This is a genomic window from Rhodococcus sp. IEGM 1409 (assembly GCF_030056735.1).
Lineage (GTDB): Bacteria > Actinomycetota > Actinomycetes > Mycobacteriales > Mycobacteriaceae > Rhodococcus_F.
Genome location: NZ_JASHKN010000015.1, coordinates 16,875 through 38,079 on the forward strand (window position 1 = coordinate 16,875; position 21,205 = coordinate 38,079).

Genomic DNA, 21,205 nt, shown 5'->3' on the forward strand with positions numbered 1-21,205 from the left:
TTCGCTCAAAGAAAGAGAACTCGCGATGAACAGCGAATCCACACTTCTGCGCTCCCTCGACCCTCGCACATTCGACGACCACGAGGCGGCGGTCAGTTTCGGCGAAAGTGCCACCCTCTCTCGCGCCGACCTGTTGGCCGCCGCCACCGCGGTCGCCGATCGAATCCACGGTGCACAGCGAGTGGCAGTACAAGCCGCCGCCGGCCTCGAGACGGTGGTCGCTGTCGCCGGCGCACTGATCGCTGGTGTTGCCGTGGTCCCGATCCCACCGGACTCCGGCCCGCTCGAACGTGAGCACATCATCGCCGATTCCAAGGCCGAACTGATACTCGGAGAAGGACCGTCGGATTCGAGCATCCCGTTGGTTCCCATCGATATTCACGCGCGATCCGCGACGTCCTATCCCGAACCGTGCGCGGCAGCTACCGCACTGATCATGTACACCTCGGGAACCACCGGAGCTCCGAAAGGCGTCGTCCTCTCGCGAGCAGCGATCGCAGCAGATCTCGACGCGCTTGCCCACGTGTGGAATTGGACTCCGGAGGACACACTCGTCCACGGACTGCCCCTCTTCCACGTCCATGGACTGATCCTCGGAGTGCTGGGCGCGTTGCGCGTGGGCTCGCCGCTGATTCACACCGTCAGACCGACCCCGGAATCGTATGCCGCCGCAGGTGGTTCGTTGTACTTCGGTGTTCCGACCGTCTGGTCACGCGTGTGCGGTGATCCCTCGGCGGCAGCGGCATTGCGATCTGCGCGCTTGCTCGTGTCCGGCAGTGCACCACTTCCGGTTCCATTGTTCGAGCGGATGAAATCGCTGACCGGGTTGGCTCCCGTCGAGCGCTACGGAATGAGTGAAACCCTCATCACCGTCAGCACGACGCACGACGGCGAACGCCGCCCGGGTTGGGTCGGGCACGCCGTACCGGGAGTCAAGACGAGGTTGCGCGGCGAGAACGGGGAATTGTCGGCGCACGACGGAGAGCAGCTAGGTCAACTGGAAGTCGCGGGAGCCGTGCTCTTCGACGAGTACCTCGGTAACCCTTCGAAGACAGCGGAATCCATGACCGAAGACGGTTGGTTCCGCACCGGTGACATCGCGGTGGTCGACGAAGGCGGATTCCACCGCATCGTAGGTCGCGACTCGGTGGACATGATCAAGTCCGGTGGATACCGCATCGGTGCCGGCGAGGTGGAACAGGCTCTGCTGGCGTACCCGGGTGTTCGCGAAGCCGCCGTCGTCGGTGTGCCGGACGACGACCTCGGACAGCGCATAGTCGCGTTCATCGTCGGCGAGGTATCGGACTGCGCCGTGGTTTCGGACTTCGTCGCCGAATCGCTGTCGATCCACAAGCGCCCTCGCCAGGTATGGCTGGTCGACAGCTTGCCGCGCAACGCCATGGGCAAGGTGCAGAAGAAACTGCTCACGCCCTGAGCCGGGTCCGCGCCTGAGCCTCACTCAGGCGCGAGCAGGCTCAGCCGCCGTAAACCTCGGGGTCCAGGGTGCCGATGTACGGCAGATCGCGGTACCGCTCGGCGTAGTCGAGGCCGTAACCGACGACGAACTCGTTGGGAATGTCGAAGCCCACGTCGCGGACGTCGACGTCGATCTTGACGGCATCGGGCTTGCGGAGCAGGGTGACGACCTCGAGCGAAGCGGGGTTACGCGTCTTGAGGTTGCGCATCAACCACGACAGCGTCAGACCGGAGTCGATGATGTCCTCGACGATCAGCACGTGGCGACCGGCAATGTCCTTGTCGAGGTCCTTGAGGATGCGGACGACGCCCGAAGACGAGGTCGAGGATCCGTAGGAGCTGACGGCCATGAATTCCATCTGCGACGGGATCGGCAGGGCGCGGGCGAAGTCGGTCATGAAGAAGACCGCTCCCTTGAGAACGCCGATCAGCAGGAGATCCCCTTCGGGGGCGCCTGCCGGGTAACGCTTGGCGATTTCCTCAGCCAGTTCCGTCGTTCGTGCACGGATCTGTTCTTCGGAGATCAGTACCGATGCGATGTCGCCCTCGTACACGCGTCAAACCCTTCGTCGGTCTTCGAATCCGAGGATCAGCCTGCCACGTCGGCGGGCCGCCACCAACCTCGCCTCCGGTGTTCCGCCCCCGATCGCGACGCCGCCTTGCCCCCGCCAGTCGGTCACCAGGGCGTCGACTGCCCGTAACTGTTTGTCCGTCAATGCTTTTGCGCCACCCTGCAACAACCAGGCCCGCAGAGCGCGTCGACGGATTGCGGTGGGCGCATCGGCAAGTGTGTCCACTTCCACTTCCCCGTCGACGACAACCCGTAGAAGAAGGGCCTCGGTGTACTCGTCGAGCGCCTCGCCGTCCTCACGCAACTGCGTCGCGGTTCGGGCCAACGCTTCGGGAACTCCCCCGCCGAGAATTTCTTCGAGCAGCGGCAACGCCTCGTGCCGCAGACGCACGCGAGTGAACTCGGGATTGTTGTTGTGCGGGTCCTCCCACGGCGTGATTCCCAGGTCGACGCAGGCCGCCCTGGTCACCGATCGACGGATGCCGAGTAGCGGCCGTCCCCAGGGAACGTCGAATGCAGCCATACCTTGAATCGATCGCCCACCGGACCCGCGGGAGAGTCCGAGAAGCACGGTCTCGGCCTGATCGTCGAGGGTGTGTCCGAGTAGAACCGGGCGGTCGGCCCTGGCGCCGCGCAGGGCGTTGTAGCGAGCCTCACGCGCGGCGGCTTCGAGACTCCCACCTTCGGCGACGTCGACGGTCAGCACCGTCGCGGTCCGGCAACCCAGCGTCAGTGCCTGGTCCGCGGCCGAGCGTGCGACAGTATCCGAACCATCTTGGAGGCGATGGTCCACGATCAGCGCGTCGACTGATTCGGTTTCCGCCACAGCTGCTGCGGTGAGCGCCAACGAATCGGCTCCCCCGGACAGGGCGATGACCACGCGGCGTCGTGGCTCGTATGCGACTGTCCACGCCCGCACGGCCTGTCGCAGCGCCAACAGTGCAGGCGTCTCGGGCAGCAGCATCTAGCCGAGAACGCGCGTCACCCACGCGTCGGGGTTGTCGATCTCGTCGAGCAACGGCAGGGTTTCCGGCCCGGTCCAGATGGTGTTGAACTGCTCCATGCCGACCTTGAGAACCACCGCGTCGACGAAGGCCTTGCCACGTACGTACTGCGCCATCTTGGCGTCCATGCCGAGCAGCATCTTGATGATCCGCTGTACGGGGTTGGACTTGCGCTGCCGACGCTTGTCGAAGGCCGCGCGGATAGTTGCCACCGACGGCACCACGGCGGGACCGACGGCATCCATCACGTGGTCTGCATGCCCTTCGAGGAGGGTGCCGAGTACGAGCATTCGATCCAGCGCGTCACGCTGAGGTTCAGCCTGCGAGGCACGCAACAGACCGATGATCCCGCCCGCCGTCGCACCGTCACTGGAGTCGGGTTCCTTCCGGGAACGCAGCTCTGCGGCGAGGCGCCCGACTACGTCGGTCATAGACTCGTCCACCGTCGCACCGAGCGTTTCGACGGATTCCTTCATGTAGTCCGCGAGCCAGGGCGAGGACGAGAACTGGACCCGGTGCGTGACCTCGTGCAGGCAGACCCACAACCGGAAGTCACTCGGGTTCAGGCGAAGGGACCGTTCGACGGAGACGATGTTCGGTGTGACCAGAAGCAGCGTGCCGTGCTCACCGGTGAACGGGTCGTACTGGCCGAGGATCGCCGAAGACAGGTACGCCAGCATTGCGCCGGCCTGCAGGCCTGCCGGCTTTCCGACGATGAAATTGCCACTGCCATCGGGGTCGGCGCCGGTGAGATGCGCCATCGACCGCGAGGCTGCCGTGATCCACCCGGCCCGGTCCAACACGTCAGCGGCCGGGACCGGAAGACCGTCGGCCAAACCGGTCACTTCACGAACCGGCAGTTCTGCGCGCTTGGATGCTTCGGCTAGTTCTGCCGTCGCAGTCTCGGCTGTGTAGCGAGACATCGCGGGGCCGCCACGCGCCAGTTTTATCCCGGCTTTGGCGGCAAGACTCCAGTCGACGGCGCCACCGAGCGGAGCCGAGGCTTCGTCATCTTGTGGAGTCTTTTCGGCCACTATTGGCACCCGCAATTCCTCAATGCTCCGGCAATCGCGTCCAGGGCAGGACGGCTCACTTCTGGCGGCCGGTCATTGGACATCAGTGCGAAGGTGAGCACTCGCCCGTTCTGATCGACCACGAACCCTGACAACGCGCTGGCCGTCGAGAGAGTTCCCGTCTTGGCCCGTACCCAACCCGCACCGGTTCGGTTTCCGGACGCGTAGCGGTCCGACAAACTTCCTGTTCCGCCGGCCACCGGAAGGTAGTCCAACAGGGGACGCAGTTTCGGATCACCGTCACCGGCCGCAGCCGTCATGACGCGATCGAGTACCTGAGCGGGAATGAGATCGTCGACGGACAGCCCGCTGGAATCGTGCAGCGAAACTCCGGTGTAGTCGAACCCGGCCGCCTGCAAGGTCTTGCCGGTCGCGTCGACGGCTCCGGTGAACGAGGCTTCGATTCCGGAGGCAATCGCGACCTCACGCCCGATGGTCTCGGCGAGCACGTTGTCGGAATGTTCCATCATCTGCAGCAACCGGTCGCTCAGCGGTGCCGACTGCACGGTGGCGATCGGCTTGGCACCGGCAGGCGCCGCACCGAGACTCACGTTGGTGGGATCGACACCGAGCGCCTGAGCGAGGACCTTGCCCGCGTCCAACGCGGGAGTCTCCGAACGCGGCGACTCGTCTTGAGTGCCGTCGTACCGACCGCCTTCGACCATCACCGATTCGATCGGAGTGATGTAGCCCGCCGCGATGTCAGCAGGGAACCAGCCGGTGGCCATGTTGTCGCCCTTGAACAAGCTCGCGTCCACCACGACGCTGGTCACCGGCGTACCGACAGCCTTGATCTGGTCGACGAGATCCGCGATGTGAGCGGCGTTGGCGTAATACCCGCTCTGCCCCTTCGGCGTCGCCGTCAGCGTCGGGTCACCGCCGCCGACCAGAACGACCTGGCCGGGACTCGCTCCGGGAACCACCGTCGTGGACAGTCGGTGGTCGAGCGGCAACTTCAGCAGTGCCGCAGATGCGGTGAGCACCTTCGTCGTCGATGCCGGCGTCATCGGGGTCGACGGGTCTGCGCTCCACAGAATGTTCCCCGTCAGCGCGTCGGCGACAACTCCGGTGAACTTCCCGAGATCCGGGTTGGCCACAGCCGGGCCGATCGCCGCAGCGATTCCCGACGCGCTCGGGATCGGTGCGTCCGTCGGGACGGGCACCACCTGAGGTGACGGCGTCACGAGCGCAGGCTGCGGCGACGTAGTCACGGTCGCGCTGCCGGCAGTGTCGTTCGACGTACCGAGTTTCACGACGACAACTCCGGCGACAGCCAGTACAACCACTGCACCGACCGCCAGAAGGATGCGGAAGTTGCGCCGTCGACTCTCTTCCAACGAGCCGATCTTCTTCTTTCCTTGGCCCGCCAACGCCCCTCCGTCTGTGCTCTGCCTACTGGGTGGTCAGGCAACCTTATCCTTGACCCGATATCCTTCCGACGAATCATTACCGACACGACAGCGAGGAATCGGCGTGGAGTTCGACGTCACCATCGAGATCCCCAAGGGTCAGCGCAACAAGTACGAGGTCGACCACGTAACCGGTCGCGTCAAACTCGATCGCTACCTCTACACAGCTTTCGGCTACCCGGCCGACTACGGCTTCATCGAAAACACCCTGGGTGAGGACGGCGATCCGCTCGACGCCATGGTCCTGCTCCCCGAGTCGGTCTTCCCCGGCGTCATCGTCGAGGCTCGCGCAGTCGCGATGTTCAAGATGGTCGACGAGGCCGGCGGAGACGACAAGGTCCTCTGCGTTCCGGCCGGCGACCCCCGCTGGGATCACATCCAGGATCTGGGTGACATCTCGCAGTTCGAGCTCGACGCGATCAAGCACTTCTTCGTCCACTACAAGGACCTCGAGCCGAACAAGCACGTCGAGGCCGCCAACTGGGTCGGCCGCGCCGAGGCAGAGGCCGAGATCGAGGCTTCGATCAAGCGTCTCGCTGCCAACGGCGGTCACTGAGCTCAAGTTCTCAGGCCTTGCAAAAATCCCCGCACATCGGAAGATGCGCGGGGATTTTTTGTGCTGTTTTTACTCGCCCTTGCAGTTCCTACTCACCCTGGAAGACCGGCGGGCGCTTCTGGAAGACGGCGGTGATGGCCTCGGTCAGATCCTGTGAAGGCAGGAACGCCGCGTTCCAGGCTGCGACGTAGCGAAGGCTGTCGTTCACGCTCGCACTGCGGGTGTGATCGAGCACGTCCTTGATGCCGTGGACGACGAGCGGCGGATTGAGGGCAATCTCCTTCGCGGTTTCGCGCGCCGCGGCCAGTACTGCGTCGGCATCTTCGAACACGTCGTTGACGAGACCGATCTTCTCGGCGCGCACTGCGTCGATGTCCTTGCCGGTCAGCGCCAATTCACGCAGGTGTCCGTCGCCGATGATCGCGGGCAGACGTGCGAGGCTGCCCATGTCTGCGACGATCGCGACCTTGACCTCGCGGATGCTGAACTTGGCGTCGGCGCTCGCGTAGCGGATGTCCGCTGCAGTGATGAGGTCGACGCCGCCGCCGATGCACCAGCCCTGCACAGCTGCGACGACGGGCTTGCGGCAATCTGCGACAGCATTGATACCCGACTGCATGCGCTTGATCATGTCGTGGAACTTGGTGCGTGGTCCTGCCTGAGCCTTGTCCGCGAGGACAGCACCGAAGTCACCGCTCATTGCCGGCAGGTCCAGGCCGAACGAGAAGTGCTTGCCGGAACCGGCGATGACGATTGCGCGCACCTCGGGGTCGGCGTCCAAGTCGGCGAAGATTTCGGGGAGTTCACTCCAGAAATCCGGACCCATCGCGTTGCCCTTGCTCGGCCCGATCAGCGTCACCTGGGCGATGTTGTCTTCGCGCTCGACGGTGAACGCATTCCAGCTCTTCTGTTCAGTCATTACTCAAGAGTAACTAAAGGTTGGGCTCAGCCGAAGACCGCTGCCCTATCCAAGACGCTGCCTTCATCCGAAGGTTCCTGCCTCGTCGAGTACGAGCACTACGAGGGTGACGGCCATCAGGGCGAACATGATCAGCATCGCCATCCTCGCCGCCCGCTCACTCGTGGGCGGAAAAACTCGCTGCGCGGGATGCTCGGCCACGTACTCGGACAAGGACATGGTCCTGGCGTCTGAGCGTGTCGGATTCTGTACCGCTGCTGTTGTAGCCATGTCGGTGATCCTTTCAACTACGCAATCTCAGTCAGGTACCCCAAAGGTGAAGTACCCGACTGAGTTCGACTTCTCCAATGTAGACCCGCAGACGAAAGAAGTCAGCGTGAGTTTCGTGCGAATTACCTGAGAGTTAGTCCACACAGGGGATGCCGCCGTTCGCGTCGCTTCGGATGGGCGATCCCTGTGCTCCCGTATCGGGAACGGTCCCATCCGATACCGACGGGCCGGGTTGTGCAGGAGCGGCCGAGAACACGGTCTGCGCATTGTCCTCACCGATCAGTACAGACACAGATTCGGCCGCTGCCTGCTCGTTCGACACCGCGACCACACCCAGCTGCTCGGCCAGCGCCTCTGCGACGGCTTTGGCGCCGACTCCATAGCTGACCACCGACTTCGCCGTTGGAGCCGCGGTGCTCACCTCTCCGACTTCGACTCCCGACGCTTTCAACTCCGACGACAACGCGGCGCCCAACCCGTCCGTCGCGGTTCCGTTGCGGATGTCCACAACTTCGTTCCCGGTCGAGATCGCGGTGTCCATCGAAGGCGCTGACGCCGCGTCACCTCCCGCGAAGATCTTCGACACTTCACTACGCAGACGCGCCGGATCGACCATGTTGACATCCTGGCCGTCGACGGTCTCGTATCCCTCGATCGGAAGGGTGTAGAAGTCGATGTTCCCACCCGCGAGAGCGCTTGCCTGAGAAGCGAATCGGACGGGATCCATGGCGGAATCGATCACCACGTCCTTCTTCACCACGTCGGCCAGTGCCGTCATCTTCGGAATGTTGCCGATGACGCCGGAGCCCTTCAGGTTGGCGATCACCGCACTGATGAATGCCTGCTGTCGGTGGGTGCGATCCAAGTCCCCGTTGTCCAGACCGTGGCGTTGCCGGACAAACGAAAGCGCCTGTGACGCATCAAGAGTCTGGACCCCGGCCGGAAAGTTGGCACCCGAGAAGTCATCCTGCACCGGATTGTTGAGACACACCTGGACTGTGCCGATAGCAGAAACGACGTCGTAGAAGCCCATCAGGTTCACTTCGGCAAAGTGATCGATCGGAACCTCGAGCAGATTCTGCACGGTGGTCAGTGTCGACCGCCTTCCGACTTCGCGTGCTTGCTGTTCTCGTACAGCAGGATCCGTCACACCGTCCGCTACGAGTTTGGCGTCAGCTTCAGCCTTCGCCAATCCGTATGCTTCCTTGATCTTGGCCATTCCGTAGCCGGGTACCGCAACGTAATCGTCGCGTGGAATTGCCACCGCACTCGCCTTGCCACCATCACCCGGAACATGGAGCAGGATAAGCGTGTTCGTGTTGTACCCACCCACATCGCTGTCCCCCGCGTGCAACTTGTCGGTGACGAACTCTGCCGGCAGGTCGCTGCCGTCCATCGCCTTACGACTGTCGAGCCCGATCAACAAGATGTTGGTATCCCCGTCGAGCGAGCTGCCGGCGTCGTCACCGAGGGCGGAGAGCGCGTCCGACCGATACAGCCCCGACGTCAGATCCGACTGCACGTACCACCCGATTCCGACGCCGACCAGAATCGTCGTCGACAAGGACGCCGCCGCCAGCTTGCGCCCCACCGAGAGCGTCGAACGCTGCGGTGGACGCCTACGTCTGTGCCTGGTTGCCGAGTGTCGAGGTCGCGGTTCCACGGCCGACACGCTATCCACCGTTCCTGAGTAGAACCTGTCGATACCGGATACGGCTGGTCATTCGCTGAAAGAACGCTGAGAATGAAGTCCGAATTGGGCGAATCTGCTCTAGGCTCCGCCCTGTGGACCGCCGACGCTTCCTCAGTGCCCTCGCAGCAGCAACTCTGACCGGAACCGCCGCGGTGACCATGGGAACCGCTTGTTCGTCACGTTCGGTCGGGACAGCCATCGCCGCAGCCGACGAACCAGCGGACCCCATCCCTGTTCCGGATCTCCCGCAGGCCTTGTTACCGCCTCCACCGCTGTCTGCCCGGGTGGCGCTACCTGCCGGCGGATCGTTGACCGGACTGCCAGGTGGCGGAGATCTGCTCGCGCTGACCGTGGACGACGGAGCCAGTTCCGAAGTCGTGCGCCTCTACACACAGTTCGCAAAAGACACCGGCATCCGTTTGACGTACTTCGTCAACGGGCAATACAACTCGTGGACCGAAAACGCTGGACTTCTCAGGCCGCTGGTCGAGAGCGGACAAATTCAGCTCGGCAATCACACCTTCTCGCACCCGGATCTGACGTCCGTGTCGAAGCAGCAGATTGCCGACGAGTTGACGAAGAACGGCACGTTCCTGCGCAACACTTACGGCGTGGACGCCGCGCCGTACTTTCGGCCGCCGTACGGAAGGCACAACGCGACAGTCGATTCCGTGGCCGCAAGCGTCGGATACACCGTGCCCACCCTCTGGTACGGGTCACTGTCGGATTCTTCGTTGATCACCGAGGAGTACATCCTGCAGATGGCGAATCAGTACTTCAATCCGGGGGCCATAGTGATCGGACATCTCAACTACCTGCCCGTGACCCACGTGTATCCGCAACTGGTGGACATCATCCGGAGCCGGAACCTGCGGACGGTCACGCTCAACGACGTGTATCTGAAGCCGTGACGCCGTGGTAACCGCAGCCGACAACGAGGTCCCGGCCGAAAACACGGCTCCGTCTGTGAAACAACGCACCGAGGCCTGGCTGCTCGCGGACATCACCGAGGAACCCGCCGGACATCTGGGGCCTCACCGGATGGCGCCGAAGAAGGAGAAGCGCCACCCGTGGTGGAAGGTGATGTGCCTGACGGGTGTCGATTACTTCTCCACTCTCGGTTACCAACCCGGTATCGCGGCACTGGCGGCCGGCACCTTGGCTCCCATCGCGACGGTCGTATTGATCCTGCTGACGCTGTTCGGTGCGCTGCCGGTCTACCGGCGAGTGGCTCGCGAGAGTCCGCACGGCGAGGGCTCGATCGCCATGCTCGAGAAGCTGCTCCCCAAGTGGCGCGGAAAGATATTCGTTCTCGTTCTTCTCGGGTTCGCGGCCACCGATTTCCTCATCACCATGACACTCTCGGCTGCCGACGCCACGGCGCACCTCGTCGAGAACCCTTTTGCACCAACCTTTCTCTCCGGGCACACCGTCGCCGTCACCCTGGTTCTGCTCGCGCTCCTCGCCGCGGTATTCCTCCGCGGATTCACCGAAGCTATCGGTATCGCGGTTGGACTGGTCGCCGTCTATCTCACCTTGAACGTGGTGGTCATCTCCGTAGGTCTGTGGCACATCGCGACCGCGCCGTCTTTGGTCACCGACTGGACGCGCGCCATGACCACCGAGCACGGAAACCCGGCGATGATGATCCTGATCGCGCTGATCGTCTTCCCGAAGTTGGCTCTCGGCCTGTCCGGCTTCGAAACCGGGGTCGCGGTCATGCCGCAGATCAAGGGCGATCCGCACGACACCGAGCAGAACCCGCGCGGCAGGATCAAAGGCGCACGGCGCCTACTCACCACGGCGGCACTGATCATGAGTGGATTCCTGCTGACGTCGAGCCTGGTCACCACCATCCTGATCCCGGAGAACGAGTTCCAGCCCGGAGGCGCTGCCAACGGTCGCGCACTTGCCTTCCTCGCGCACGATTACCTGGGTGAGATCTTCGGAACCTTCTACGATCTCAGCACGATCCTGATCCTCTGGTTTGCCGGTGCGTCGGCAATGGCGGGCCTGCTCAACCTCGTTCCGAGGTATCTCCCCCGCTACGGCATGGCGCCGTCGTGGGCCCGCGCCGTGCGTCCTCTGGTCCTCGTGTTCAGCGTCATCGCCATCACCGTCACGATCTACTTCGACGCCGGTGTCGACGCTCAAAGTTCCGCGTACGCAACCGGCGTCCTCGTGCTCATCTCGTCGGCGACCGTCGCCGTTGCCCTGTCCGCCCGCAAGCGTGGTCAGCGAAAACTGTTCGTAGGGTTCAGTTTTGTCGCCGTTCTGTTCGTCTACACGACGATCGCGAACATCTTCGAACGCCCAGACGGGGTGAAGGTCGCTTCCTTCTTCATCGCCGCGATCATGGTGGTGTCCTTTCTTTCCCGGATCTCGCGAGCCTTCGAACTTCGCGCCACCTCCGTCGAATTCGACGAGACCGCGCTGCAATTCATCACCGAGGCGGCAGAGAAGGGCTACCTCGCGGTGGTGGCGCACGACGTCGACCGCCTCGACGAGGACGAGTATCGGCAGAAGGAATCGCAGCAGCGCGCCGAGAGCAACATCCCGGAGGCAGAGTCGATCATCTTCATCGAGGTAAACGTCACGGACTCCTCTGAATTCAGCACCGACCTCCTCGTCCACGGGCGACAGCGCGGTGAGCACCGGATTCTGTGGGTCGACAGTCCGGCCGTCCCCAACACCATCGCGGCGGTTCTCCTGCGGACGAGAGACATTACCGGCGTGATTCCCGACGTCTACTTCGAGTGGACTGAGGGAAACCCGATCATGTACCTGCTCCGATTCCTCTTCATCGGTGAGGGCGAAACCGCTCCGGTGACCCGTGAGGTCCTTCGCCGCGCCGAACCCGACCAGTCCCGACGGCCCCACGTCCACGTCGGTTGACGCCGCACTCCCACCGACTCCCACGCGTGTACAGGTGCGGCGTTGCTCGCACAGCCAGCGTCGTTGATTGCGTCGGGTCACAACCATCCTCGGCCACGATGTTCGTGCATCCCGCAAATACGCATCCGGTGAACATCTGCGAATCCGCGTCTGACCCTCTACTCGCCGGGGCATATGTGTTGGGCGAAGCGATCAACGAGTGGGGGCGTGACGACGGCCGGGACCCGCTTGGACGTTACGCAAATGGCAACTCCGGTGATGCGGCACGCGAAGCTGAGGAACGCGGCCTCGACCAAGTCGGCGAGCAGTTCGAAGCCAATGTACTTCGAGACCAAGTCCTGCGAAGGTCCCGGGGGACACACACGGCCGCCGCTACGACAACCTCGTAGAGAATGAAGACGGCACCTACATTGGAATCAAAATCAAAAGCGTTACAGCGCAGCGGAGTCGGCAGCAACGGGAGCTCGATGCGAAAGTCGGCGCAGACAACCCCGCGACCGCGACACTGAACGGCGCAACGATAGAAATCGTCGAGTAATAGAACACCGCACCGTCAACTAGAACGATCATCGAAACCCCGGATACTGTAGAGGATCGCGAACTGATGAAGTCACGTCTCATCCAATGCGCAGGATCTGCGGCGACCGGACTGACGGTCGAAAATCGGCGAACCCGATGCGCAGGCACCCCACGTCTACACGATCGGAAGAGGTGGCGACCGTACCGCAGACCCGAGCGAGGCCATCAACTACGACCACGGAAAGTACACGAAATCGGTGCACCCGGACGAGGTTTTCACCGCCGACGGCGCAGCAGAGCACCGAATCCGAGCCAAATCGTGAGCGACGGCTCGACCTGATCTGACGGCCAACGCCCAGTCTCGGCGCCCAGTTCTGCCGTCGACGTGATTCTCGATCTATTCAGGCGTTCAGGTATCGCCGATTAACTCTCACCAGCGCAACATATTTCGACGAGAATCCTGGCGATGTATCTGCGGGTGGAACGATGTTCAGCTCACCGCGTCGATCACCTGTCATGTCAGTGCCCGAGCGAAGGTCACCATGGCGTCTCCACCCAACGGATGCTCATGCACGCGGCCTGTACGCTCGAAGCCGATCGACCGGTATAAGCCGATCGCGCGGGAGTTGCCTGCACGTACCTGCAATTCGATCTGCTGATAGCCGGCGAGCTGAGTGCTGTTCACTGCGTCCACCAACAGCGCCGTCCCGCATCCTCTACCGACGGTATCAGGACTCACCGCCAACAGTTCCAGAACGGCGACGCGCTCCGTTGTTTCGACGGTGAGCGCGAAACCGATCGGCTCGGGGCCCAGGACGGCGAATCGTATGATCGGCCGTTCGAACTTGGCGCGTGCACGGTCGCGCACTCGATTCTCGTCGACCTCACCATCACGTCCCTGCAGTGCAGAGAGCCATAGCTCGATGCAGCACTGCTCGTCGCGTTCACGCACGCCCGTCTGCACATCCATGTTCCTGATTGTAGGAAACTCACAAACGAACGCAGTATCTCGCGATCGACCGTTTCCGGTCACCCGCATGTCGGCCAGATATGGAGTGCGATCAAGGCCGGAGCGAAGCGGAGTCAGTGGTTGCGCGCAGGTCACCGCCGGTCAAAATCGGAAGGCCAGAAGGAGAATCTCAATAGGCTTTGTCAAGCACGACCGCAGGCCGTTCCGATCGGGACGGAGCCGAAGGCTGCGCGGTTTTTCCCAGGTCGATGCTTCACCGAAGGACGCGGCATTGCTGAAGCCAGCGAGCGTGCGTGATCGCCTATCCGAAGACTGACCCTCGGCCCGTCGAGCCTGGCTGTGGTCATAGTTCGTTCAGCAGTTCGTCACCGACCACCACTAGCGTCGCCTGCATGGATGACCATGTCAGAGCAGAAAGAGCCCTCAGTTTCGGCCAGACAGCCGAACAATACGATCGATGGCGACCGGGTTACCCCGAGCAGCTATATACCGATGTCCTGGCAGCCGGAACCGGCAACCTCATCCTCGAAGCAGGAGCGGGCACCGGCCGCGCCACTCTCGCCCTCGCCGAGCGGGGCGCAATCGTCACCGCTATAGAGCCAGACCTCGACATGGCTGAAATCGCGCGGTCTCGAACGAGCGGGCACAGGGTCCGCGTCCTGAACGCTGCATTCGAGGACACCGACCCCAACCTTGGGCAGTTCGACATCGTCGCCGCTGCCCAATCCTGGCACTGGATCAACCCCACACAAGGAAACGCTGTCGCGACGGCAGCGTTGAAAGACGGCGGGGCACTGTGCCTGTGGTGGAATCGTCCCGGAGCTCTCACCGGCCCTGTCTGGGATCGAATCCGCGACGCCTACACCCGAATAGCCCCTGAACTCCCCCCTCCAGGAACGAAACAGGAACAACAAGCCAAATCCACACCCGTGCAACACATCACCGGCTTCACCCCCTGGACGAACCGAACCTACGAATGGTCGCACCGATATACCGCTCACAGCTTTTGCGCCCTGGTCGGTACCTATTCCGATCACATCCGACTCGGCGCCGATCAACGAGACCAGCTACTGACCGCAGTACGGAAAATAATCACCGCCACCGGGACACTCGACCACCCGTACCGAACCGAGTTGATCACGGCTAAACGAGAGATCTAGCCCTACCACCAGCGATAATTGGAGTCCCGTCCTTCAGCTGAGCGCAGCGCAGCAAAAGAGGATTTGTCCCCGAAGCCCCGGACGCACCGGGATCGCAACCCTCCGGTCCGGGCGGCTGGGTCTCTGGTCAGCTCGCCATTCGTTGCCAAGCGACTTATGCGGCAGTACCCGTCCCGGGCTGATAGACAGCGTTGTCCCGGAGCATCGCCCACAACACGTTCAACCGCCGTCTCGCTAACGCGAGAACTGCCTGTGTATGACGTTTTCCCTCGGCTCGTTTGCGGTTGTAGAGGACTTGAGACTGAGGGCTGTGACGGATACTGAGCTGCGCAGACAGGCAGAAAGCGCGTAACAACCTGCGGTCATATCTGCGCGGTCGCCGAAGATTTCCACTGACACGCCCTGAATCACGCGGCACTGGCGCCAGACCAGAGATGCCGGCCGGCCCGTCGGCGCTACAGAAAGCAGACACATCTCCACCAGTCGCAGCCAGGAATTCGGCACCGAGCAACGGCCCGAAACCTGGCATCGATTCGATCACCTCTGCATGCCGGTGCCCACGGAACCGCTCCTCGATCACGGAATCCAACTCCCGCAATTCAACATTCAGATTCAGTATCCGACGTGCCAGCTTACCCACTGCCGATGCGGCGACATCTTGCCCAGCCACCGGCACCGACTTCCCGCTTGCAGCCTCGATCGCAACATCCGCCAGTCGAGAGGCGTTGTATGCCTTCCTCTTCCGCAACCACCCTTCCAACTTCGTCCGACCGAGCTTCCGAAGTCCGTCAGGCGATTGATATCCGGTCAACAAGATCAACCCGCCCGCAGAGTTGCGCACATCCAATGCTCGTTCAAGCGCCGGGAAATACCCGGTCAGCAGTGCTCGAAGCCGGTTGATTGCTCGGGTCCGATCTCGCATCAGATCCGTGCGACGAGAGGTCAGGATCTTCAACTCCACGCTGATCTCATCGTCCACTCGCATCGGATGCAGATCGCGGTGCATCCGGGCCTGATCAGCAATGATCGCCGCGTCCTTCGCATCGGTCTTGCTGTCACCGCGATAACCGGCGGCGGGGTGATAAACGATCCTGCCTGGCAGCAACAACATCTGCTCTCGGTCCGCGAGCAACGCGATCAGCAGTCCGGCGCAGCCGCTGTTGAGATCCCGCACCCAAGTCACGACACCACCACCAGACAGTTCGAGCACGGTGTCGACGAGCGTCGTCAGATCTGCTTCGTCGTTTGCGACCCGACGAGAGAGCAATCGCATTCCCTCACTGTCGATCACCACACAGTGATAATGAGCTTTACCTGCATCTATACCCGCTAGCGGCTTCACGCGCTCCCCTTCGGTTGGTTGTCGAGTCGGCTGAAAACCTGGTGGACGACCTCTCCGTCGTGTCCTTACACAGCGATATCGTTCGCGTCTCTCAATGAGCGGTCGCGTCGTCGAGACCGGGCGGCCATTCTCCTTCAGCCATGCGCACAGCAGAAACAAAGGAGCCATACCCGGCGTTCCCAGGCAAGCTCCGAACCTACAAATATTCGGCCAGCACCGCCCGGCAAGAACGGTAAGGAAACAAACAGAACGCTTTCACAGACTGAGCGAAGCGGAGTTCTCTTCGGGGACACCGCAGGTGGCCAGGCAGGCGGGCGGGCGGGCGGGCGGATGCAGTAAATGATCTGACTCACAGGGGTTCCTGGTCTATCGCTCATCCGACAGACGGGTGCACCGACCGAGCCCGTCCGCGACCGCAGTCGGCGACCCCATCGGGACGCGGCGATGCGACGGAGATCGGGAATGACCGCGACATACAATCGCAATCAGGGTGAAGCTCCAGGCCGAGATTCCGGCACCGGTGCGAGGGAGGGGTCAGGATGTTCGGTTGGAAGAAGAAGCGCAACGATTCGAAGATGTCGCTCGACGATGTGATGTCGAAGCTCAGGCCCGATCTGAGTCGGGAATCGCTCGGCGTCGGGCCCGACTTTCCGGGCGTCGCCCCGAATCCGTTCATGAGTAGTGGTGCATTGAAGCGCAATTCGGAACTGCGTACGGGGGAGCTTGCGCTCGGCGTTCTCGTCGACTGGCGGGAGGTCAACAGCAATCCACGCGTGGTCCTGATGTTCGACGTGGAGACCTCCGACGGCATCTCGTTCCGCGGTATCGCAGACGAAGACCTCACGATCACCGAGCTGACCCGACTCGCCCCAGGACAGACGTTGCCCGTGCGCTACCGGCCGGCCGTCATGGACCACTACGTCGCCCTTGCCCGGGATGCGGACCCCGCCCACGTTCAGCAACTCTCTGACGAGATCGCGAGCCGCAAACGGACCTGACCCCAAGCCGGCAAGGGGAAGTGAGATCGCCAGCCTCGCCCGGCGCCTGCCGATGTCGCATTGGCGATCGCGGCTGCCGCGGTCCTCGGTGTCACGGTCTGGGTCCTCCTGGCCGACGTGGTGTCCGGTGTCGCGGTCGGAGCCGGTACCGCTGTGGTCTTCCGCTTTCGTGTTGCGGACGATCATCACCCGGAAATGATCGACTGCGCTGTTCAGCGGTGTGGAATAACTCTGTGGGCGTGTTCGTTGCAGAGGCTGTCGGTGTTCGGTTCTTTGCCCCGGGTACCACCCTAGAAATGCCGCTTCGAGCGGCCACTTGCCGAGAGGCGCAAGACGGGCACCGACCTTGTGAAGCCGCTGGACACACTCTTTGGTGCCGGCGGCTTCGCCATATCTACCAGGGTTTCAGAAGCACTGTGTTCCGCCGAGCTCACACGGAGTCACCTCGGAGAGCTTGCCTGGCGAGGTCTTGTTGCACGGCGAGGGAAAGTACGAATGCGCCAGGCGGTGATGCCGAGGGCAATGACGATCGCGAGAGCGAGTGCGGCGAGCAAGGCGCCTAGCTGGATGCGGGCCGGTCAGCTCGTTACGCCGCGTTAAGAACCTGAAAACTCGGTGAGCGAACCTTCCTTTCCCAGGTGAAGCGGCGGATTATCGAATTGGCCGCGTATCTGGTTACCGCGCGGCATGTCGAGCGCGCCTGGAGGCACAACGGGCCGGGAGGTCACATGCTGCTACATCAATCGATCGGGTTGGAGCGCTTCAACGAACTACCGCGGCAGAAGGCGGTACACGCACTTTTCGAGTGCTGCTGTTCCCTGACGTGGGCCGGGTGGGTCAGCGACGGACGTCCGTTCGCTGATCACGCGGAGATCCTCTCGCGAGCCGAGGACGCGATTCTCAACCTCTCGGACGAGGACGTCGAGCGAGCATTGCAGTGCCATCCACCGGTCGGTGTGCGCAAGAACAGCGTGCCGTCCCACCTCGAACAATGCTCGATCTGGGCTCCGGACGACGCCGTCATGGCAACCATCTACCGCGCCGGCGAGGAGTACGAGCGGAACTTCGGCTTCCGGTATCTGTGGTGTTCGCACGGCCATGACGCCGACGACCTGCTCGAGAACATCGGCCAGCGGATGTCCAACGAACGGTCCGTCGAGCGCAAGGTCTGCGTCGACGAGCTCGCCAAGATCACGCGGACGAGGATCGAGCGAATGCTGGGCCCCGAGGACGGTTATCCCGAGTACTGAACGCGAAAGCGGGTGCAGCGCCTTCGCGCTGCACCCGCTTTCATGCCCTGAATCGATCAGAGATCGAACTCGGCCGGAGAGATTCCGACTGCAAAACACATGTCGCGGACGACGCCGCGCTCGTGCTCGTCGAAGTTGCCGTCCGCGCCGCCGATGATGATGCCGATCTGAATGACCGCGCGAGCCTGATCCTGCTTCGACTTGAGCTTGGCGATGGTCGCCGTTGCCTCGACCTTGCCGAACTCGTAGTCCGAGGACAGCTTGCTGCAGTACCAGTCGAACTGCTCACGAAGCTCGTCCGGCGGGAAGACCGCGAGCGACTCGTTGCTCATGATCAGCGCGGCGGTCTTCTGACGCTCCGACGGATCGATCGAACCGTCTGCGGCGGCGATCAACGCGCACATTGCCATGCTCGCGTTCTTGAATTCCTTGTTCTGGAACTGGCTGGTCTTTGTCTTGAGCTGGCCGTTCATCTCCTGAGCCTTAGCCTTCAACTGATCCCAGAATGCCATGAGTCTCCTCGAGTATTGCCGCCACACACTGCGCGTGGTCGTACCACCACTCTGCCTGTGCGCTCGGCAATTCGCCATCGGCCGCTAGGTACGGTCGAACACTGCCAGAATTCGTGTCTCGGAGATCGGGTCGAGCACGTCTGGGGTGAAGTGCCACTGTGTTCCGGTCCACGGATCGTGAACCTCTGTCTGCCCCGCGGCCGCAAGATGTTGGCACCCCTCGGACAGTGCGGCGACGGATTCTTCTGCGAAGTTCGACTCGTCCTCTCCGACAAGCAGTATCGACAAACCGATTGCCGGTCCGCGTTCGGCGAGGAACATGACGGTTTGTGCGTCCTCGGCGGAGTATCCGTGCGGGAAATCGCTGAGGATCAACAGGCGCAGAGAACTCGGGCCATCTGCGACGCCACTCATTCGCGCGAGTTCGCCCATGTCGACGGCCTCGGCCATCGCGCGCAGGCGCGCTGAGATCTCGGTGTGAGCGGTGATGACCGAGCCCGCGAGCATCGGCGCCAGCCTGTCGGTCAGTGGCGTGAGCGAGCCGGTCAGATCGACGACGTCGAGTAGCGGCATCGGGCCTGCGGCCATGACGCGCACAGTGACGGCACTGATCAGTCCGAGCGCTGCTTTGCTGGACGTAGTGTCCACCCAGATGGGCCGACGCAGTGGCAGCGGGACGCAGTAGGGAACCGTGAGCGTGCCGCGGTCCGGAGCCGAAAGCTCGCCCAGACGCATTCCGTCGCTGACGGCCGTGATGTGGGTCGGATCAGTTGTACCCGCCCACGACACCGACTTCCACGACGCCATCGACCGTGGGAGCACGCCGTCGATCACGCCGAGTTCGTGTGCAAGCTGAGCGCTGTCGCGGGCGTGGTTGTCTCTCGCGAGCGAGACGAGGTCGTCGTGACGCTTCTGTGCGGCGTCGCGCGCCGCCACTCCTGCTGCCGAGTTCCGCAGCGACGGATCTGCGACGGCAGCGGTCAGGTCTTCGTCCAAACGGGCGAGCGCATAATCGCTGCTGGAGACGAGCGAAGCGGCAGATCGCGAGGCGTCCTCGAAGATCATCCACGCGCGCTCGAGACCTCGCCCTACCTCCAACGGCTCCACCGCGGAGTCCCACGCGGGCGCAGCTGTCGGGGCTGGTTGTGCCGGCTCGTCGTCCACCTCGACGCCGTGCACCGAGATCAGTTCCGCCAGTCCACCCGCATAGCCCTGCCCTACGGCCCGGACCTTCCACGCACCGGACTTTCGGTACAACTCCCAGCAGATGACCGCTGTCTCGGTACCTGCGGTGGGGATCGCGAATTCGGCCAGGACCGAACCCGATTGATCAGTCAGCGAGGCGGAGAGCCCGGCCGTGCGAAAGGCGCCCGCAGCCGTCGCTGCCGGATCCACGCTGACGATGCACAACACGGCTGCGGCATCGGGGTGAAGTCGATCGAGTTCCACCCGGATGCCGCTCTGGTCGAGTTGCACTCCAGCGGTGGACGGTTGGTTGTAGAACACGAAGTCCGCTGACGTCAATGCCCGCAGGTTCGCGTCCGCTACCAGCGCCGACACGTCGAACGGCGTCTGGCTCTCGGCTCGAAACGTCACCACGGGCGCCTGCAGCGGCGCGTTCTGTCCGGGAGCAAAAGTCATACCCACAGCAGCGAACTATGCCATGACCGGGCTCTCTCGGTCAGCCTTGCAGGTCCGCGACCACTAGATCGGCCACCGCGGTCATCCCTGCGTCCGTGAAGTGCAAGCGCTGCGCTGTCGACTCCGAGAACAAGCCCTCGAACCAACGCTGATCTGCACTCGCGCACGCGTCGTGCCCACCGGCGATGCTCGCCGCCGCAATATCGACGGTACGCACACCGTGGGCGTGCGCGACCTCGTCGAACTTCGTGTTGTAGCGCGCGAAATAGTCCATGAACCAGGCTGCGTCGGCGTCGGAGAACGGGATGTTCGGCCAGCATCCGCGAGAGGAAATCATGCCGCCCTCACCGATCAGGTAGATGCGAGCGTTAGGCGCGCGCTGCGTGACCGCACTCAGGATGCGATCCAATTCTCCGGCGGCCCGGTCGATTCCGGATTGGGCGACGGAATTCGCGAGCGGGTCGTACCGACATCCACGATCGGTTCCTGGTCCCGGAGCGACGCACAGGGGGCCGAGGAAAATACTGTTGGAGTCGTTGCCGCCGATCGAGATGGTGATCAGGTCTGTGTCCGGGTGCACGGCGTCGAGTTGGACCGGCCAGTAGTTCGGAATCAGCTGTGGAGTGTCGATGATGTTCTCGGCGCGTGCCGCGCTGCAGGAGACGTCGGCGAACTCCGCGACCTCGAGTGTCCGAGAGATCTTGCCCGCGAAGTTCTCGTACGAACGCGAACAGGCGTCGGGGTACATCGGTTCCAACCGTGGACCGGAAGCGCGGGAGTCACCGAGGGCGACGTACTTGATCCCGGTCTCGGATACACCTGACCGAGTTACCGACTGGGGTACCGAAGCCTGCGCGATTCCGGTGCTCACGAGCGCCAGCACAGCGCCTGCGACAGCCGCCGCACTACCGAGAAGTTTCCCTCGAATGATCATCTACTGTGCCAAG

At 62.9% G+C, this 21,205-nt stretch carries 19 protein-coding genes; 7 read left to right on the top strand and 12 right to left on the bottom strand.

Annotated elements, in window-relative coordinates; all coding sequences use genetic code 11:
• Window positions 1-25 precede the first annotated feature (25 nt).
• The gene (locus tag QM716_RS27710; RefSeq protein ID WP_283307463.1) at window positions 26-1,435 is read left to right on the top strand and encodes an acyl-CoA synthetase; all 1,410 of its coding nucleotides are present in this window, start codon (window positions 26-28) and stop codon (window positions 1,433-1,435) included.
• A gap of 40 nt (window positions 1,436-1,475) precedes the next feature.
• Here QM716_RS27710 and hpt read toward each other — a convergent pair whose 3' ends face one another.
• From hpt to dacB, 4 genes are read right to left on the bottom strand one after another with little or no spacing between them, the layout of a single operon-like run.
• A complete protein-coding gene (hpt, locus tag QM716_RS27715) occupies window positions 1,476-2,030 on the bottom strand; it encodes a hypoxanthine phosphoribosyltransferase (RefSeq protein ID WP_283307464.1) in 555 nt (184 codons plus the stop codon).
• Window positions 2,031-2,033: 3 nt separating this feature from the next.
• Window positions 2,034-3,011, bottom strand: coding sequence for a tRNA lysidine(34) synthetase TilS (gene tilS, locus QM716_RS27720; RefSeq protein ID WP_283307465.1), 978 nt, complete (start codon window positions 3,009-3,011; stop codon window positions 2,034-2,036).
• A complete protein-coding gene (locus QM716_RS27725) occupies window positions 3,012-4,085 on the bottom strand; it encodes an Rv3626c family coenzyme F420 biosynthesis-associated protein (protein ID WP_283307466.1) in 1,074 nt (357 codons plus the stop codon).
• Window positions 4,085-5,494 carry a D-alanyl-D-alanine carboxypeptidase/D-alanyl-D-alanine endopeptidase gene (dacB, locus tag QM716_RS27730; RefSeq protein WP_283307467.1) on the bottom strand — a complete coding sequence of 470 codons (1,410 nt, stop codon included), beginning with the start codon at window positions 5,492-5,494 and terminating at the stop codon, window positions 4,085-4,087. The genes QM716_RS27725 and dacB overlap by 1 nt, the downstream gene beginning before the upstream one ends.
• Window positions 5,495-5,597: 103 nt before the next feature.
• Here dacB and QM716_RS27735 point away from each other — a divergent pair, with 103 nt between their 5' ends.
• A complete protein-coding gene (locus QM716_RS27735; RefSeq protein ID WP_003941181.1) occupies window positions 5,598-6,089 on the top strand; it encodes an inorganic diphosphatase in 492 nt (163 codons plus the stop codon).
• Between the two features lie 88 nt (window positions 6,090-6,177).
• On the opposite strand, the gene QM716_RS27740 is transcribed toward QM716_RS27735, so the two are convergent.
• The 3 genes from QM716_RS27740 to QM716_RS27750 form a co-directional block, all read right to left on the bottom strand.
• Entirely contained in the window at window positions 6,178-7,008 is an 831-nt protein-coding gene (locus QM716_RS27740; RefSeq protein WP_283307468.1) for a crotonase/enoyl-CoA hydratase family protein, read from the bottom strand.
• A gap of 63 nt (window positions 7,009-7,071) precedes the next feature.
• Complete coding sequence (locus QM716_RS27745; RefSeq protein ID WP_283307469.1) at window positions 7,072-7,278, bottom strand: hypothetical protein; 207 nt, start codon at window positions 7,276-7,278, stop codon at window positions 7,072-7,074.
• Between the two features lie 133 nt (window positions 7,279-7,411).
• Window positions 7,412-8,941 carry an LCP family protein gene (locus tag QM716_RS27750; protein WP_283307470.1) on the bottom strand — a complete coding sequence of 510 codons (1,530 nt, stop codon included), beginning with the start codon at window positions 8,939-8,941 and terminating at the stop codon, window positions 7,412-7,414.
• Between the two features lie 122 nt (window positions 8,942-9,063).
• On the opposite strand from QM716_RS27750, the gene QM716_RS27755 reads away from it, so the two are divergent.
• Window positions 9,064-9,882 (top strand): polysaccharide deacetylase family protein, encoded by an 819-nt coding sequence (locus tag QM716_RS27755; protein ID WP_283307471.1) that lies wholly within the window; start codon window positions 9,064-9,066, stop codon window positions 9,880-9,882.
• A 4-nt stretch (window positions 9,883-9,886) separates the two neighbouring features.
• Window positions 9,887-11,866, top strand: coding sequence for an amino acid permease (locus QM716_RS27760; RefSeq protein WP_283307472.1), 1,980 nt, complete (start codon window positions 9,887-9,889; stop codon window positions 11,864-11,866).
• Between the two features lie 1,033 nt (window positions 11,867-12,899).
• Here the strand turns inward: QM716_RS27760 and QM716_RS27765 are convergent.
• On the bottom strand, window positions 12,900-13,355 hold the full coding sequence (locus QM716_RS27765; RefSeq protein ID WP_283307473.1) for a GNAT family N-acetyltransferase: 456 nt from the start codon (window positions 13,353-13,355) through the stop codon (window positions 12,900-12,902).
• Window positions 13,356-13,747: 392 nt separating this feature from the next.
• Between QM716_RS27765 and QM716_RS27770 the strand changes: the two genes are divergently transcribed.
• Complete coding sequence (locus tag QM716_RS27770) at window positions 13,748-14,515, top strand: class I SAM-dependent methyltransferase (RefSeq protein WP_283307474.1); 768 nt, start codon at window positions 13,748-13,750, stop codon at window positions 14,513-14,515.
• 154 nt (window positions 14,516-14,669) lie between these two features.
• Here the strand turns inward: QM716_RS27770 and QM716_RS27775 are convergent, their stop codons facing one another.
• Window positions 14,670-15,857, bottom strand: coding sequence for an IS110 family RNA-guided transposase (locus QM716_RS27775; protein ID WP_283307475.1), 1,188 nt, complete (start codon window positions 15,855-15,857; stop codon window positions 14,670-14,672).
• A 539-nt stretch (window positions 15,858-16,396) separates the two neighbouring features.
• Between QM716_RS27775 and QM716_RS27780 the strand changes: the two genes are divergently transcribed.
• Both QM716_RS27780 and QM716_RS27785 read left to right on the top strand, forming a co-directional pair.
• Entirely contained in the window at window positions 16,397-16,855 is a 459-nt protein-coding gene (locus QM716_RS27780; RefSeq protein ID WP_283307476.1) for a hypothetical protein, read from the top strand.
• A 728-nt stretch (window positions 16,856-17,583) separates the two neighbouring features.
• Complete coding sequence (locus QM716_RS27785; RefSeq protein WP_283307477.1) at window positions 17,584-18,105, top strand: 2-oxo-4-hydroxy-4-carboxy-5-ureidoimidazoline decarboxylase; 522 nt, start codon at window positions 17,584-17,586, stop codon at window positions 18,103-18,105.
• Between the two features lie 56 nt (window positions 18,106-18,161).
• Here the strand turns inward: QM716_RS27785 and QM716_RS27790 are convergent, their stop codons facing one another.
• The 3 genes from QM716_RS27790 to QM716_RS27800 form a co-directional block, all read right to left on the bottom strand.
• Window positions 18,162-18,617 (bottom strand): tellurite resistance TerB family protein, encoded by a 456-nt coding sequence (locus QM716_RS27790; protein ID WP_003941110.1) that lies wholly within the window; start codon window positions 18,615-18,617, stop codon window positions 18,162-18,164.
• Between the two features lie 84 nt (window positions 18,618-18,701).
• Window positions 18,702-20,258 carry a TerD family protein gene (locus QM716_RS27795; protein ID WP_283307478.1) on the bottom strand — a complete coding sequence of 519 codons (1,557 nt, stop codon included), beginning with the start codon at window positions 20,256-20,258 and terminating at the stop codon, window positions 18,702-18,704.
• Window positions 20,259-20,298: 40 nt separating this feature from the next.
• Window positions 20,299-21,192 (bottom strand): SGNH/GDSL hydrolase family protein, encoded by an 894-nt coding sequence (locus QM716_RS27800; RefSeq protein ID WP_283307479.1) that lies wholly within the window; start codon window positions 21,190-21,192, stop codon window positions 20,299-20,301.
• Window positions 21,193-21,205: the final 13 nt, after the last annotated feature.

Bases quoted from the DNA above. Each gene is read 5' to 3' on its own strand.
- QM716_RS27710 (WP_283307463.1), top strand. From the start codon at position 26: ATGAACAGCGAATCCACACTTCTGCGCTCCCTCGACCCTCGCACATTC.
- tilS (WP_283307465.1), bottom strand. From the start codon at position 3,011: ATGCTGCTGCCCGAGACGCCTGCACTGTTGGCGCTGCGACAGGCCGTG.
- QM716_RS27740 (WP_283307468.1), bottom strand. From the start codon at position 7,008: ATGACTGAACAGAAGAGCTGGAATGCGTTCACCGTCGAGCGCGAAGAC.
- QM716_RS27745 (WP_283307469.1), bottom strand. From the start codon at position 7,278: ATGGCTACAACAGCAGCGGTACAGAATCCGACACGCTCAGACGCCAGG.
- QM716_RS27765 (WP_283307473.1), bottom strand. From the start codon at position 13,355: ATGGATGTGCAGACGGGCGTGCGTGAACGCGACGAGCAGTGCTGCATC.
- QM716_RS27770 (WP_283307474.1), top strand. From the start codon at position 13,748: ATGGATGACCATGTCAGAGCAGAAAGAGCCCTCAGTTTCGGCCAGACA.
- QM716_RS27780 (WP_283307476.1), top strand. From the start codon at position 16,397: ATGTTCGGTTGGAAGAAGAAGCGCAACGATTCGAAGATGTCGCTCGAC.
- QM716_RS27785 (WP_283307477.1), top strand. From the start codon at position 17,584: ATGCTGCTACATCAATCGATCGGGTTGGAGCGCTTCAACGAACTACCG.
- QM716_RS27790 (WP_003941110.1), bottom strand. From the start codon at position 18,617: ATGGCATTCTGGGATCAGTTGAAGGCTAAGGCTCAGGAGATGAACGGC.
- QM716_RS27795 (WP_283307478.1), bottom strand. From the start codon at position 20,258: ATGACTTTTGCTCCCGGACAGAACGCGCCGCTGCAGGCGCCCGTGGTG.
- QM716_RS27800 (WP_283307479.1), bottom strand. From the start codon at position 21,192: ATGATCATTCGAGGGAAACTTCTCGGTAGTGCGGCGGCTGTCGCAGGC.